Source organism: Treponema sp. R6D11 (genome assembly GCF_054786075.1).
The window spans coordinates 1-1,260 of record NZ_BDHD01000362.1; the positions used below are offsets into that span (position 1 = coordinate 1).

General features: G+C 36.8%; 1 protein-coding gene. It reads right to left on the reverse strand.

Annotated elements, in window-relative coordinates; genetic code table 11:
* Nucleotides 1-93: 93 nt before the first annotated feature.
* Nucleotides 94-1,260 (reverse strand): restriction endonuclease (locus ACYVTD_RS13125; RefSeq protein ID WP_461248187.1); only part of this gene is annotated, 1,167 nt, incomplete at its 5' end.

A 1,260-nucleotide genomic window follows, 5' to 3' on the forward strand; every position in this document is an offset into this window, starting at 1 on the left:
GCTTTACGCACCATGGGCGGGCTTGCCATTGCGGCTTTGTATTCTTCGAGGCAATAGGTGATAAATTCGATGTTATCGCTCATGATTTGATTTTTATTTTCCTGTCAGTTTTTCTAGTTCCCTGCTAAAATCCTTAACATCTGTTACCAGTTCCCATTTTATGTTTGAGCCGATATATTCAAACGCTTTTTTCTGGGCGGATACGGCAATGTTATCTGATAGACGGGAATTTTCGCTTTTGGTTTCTACAACAAGATGGAGATAAATATCATCCGATTCTTGTCTTCGGGTTGTATACACAAAATCTGGGCTGGTTGTGCCGCCGGTATAGGTTGGCAATTTAATACATTCACGGGGAAGTTTCCCGTATACGATAATATGTTCCGGCGGTTTTACTTTCAAAACTTCATGCTCAATCTCGCTGTCATAGACCGCTTTGTCAAATAAATACCGCTTATAATCCATTGTTTCTTTTGCGACATTTGTGCCAAGATATTTTTGGCTTAATTCTGCGACAAAATCGCCGTCCTTAAATAGACTTGTTTGGGCGGTGTAATCAAGAGACTGGTATGTAAATTTTTGTTTATAGGTTTCCGTGAATTTTGATTCAAATACATTAATAATTTTTTCAAGAGTATTTGTATTGAATAGTTCGGCAGATGTATTTTTCCCTTTGCGAGCAATGGAAAGTGTTTTATGTAGCATAACCAACGGCAGTGATGTACGCTTATTTAGCCGTTTTAGAAATTCGCCGTAATTTATTATATTTATTTCAGAATCAATTTCTTTGTATCCGCCGACTTCTAGAATAACGGTTTCCCCTTCTTTTTTTATATTTTCGTTTTTGATCTCTGCTTTAGGAGTTAAAAAGTGTTCATTGTTGGAAAAAATATCTATCAATAAATTTTCTATTTTATCATCGCCTAATTTTTCAAATTTTAGTAAATAACGTTTTGTAACAGTATCCCAAAGGTCTCGAATTTTATAAAAATTTTCCCTATTAAGGCGTACTTTGGGCGGCGGCGGTAATCCGCCACCTGTAACTGTTCCTTTTTTTGCCTTTAAGCCGCTTTCTTCCGGCAATAGATCGAATAATTTGTCTTTTTCTTTTATCTCTCCATGTCTGTCAATTATTTTAGCACTAAGTAGGGCTTCAAACGCTCTATCTCTATCCTCCGCATAGCCTGCTTTAACAAGAATATCCAAAATTTCATCGGTGATTTTTCCCTCAATCTTACCGCCATCGGCATTAATTTCACC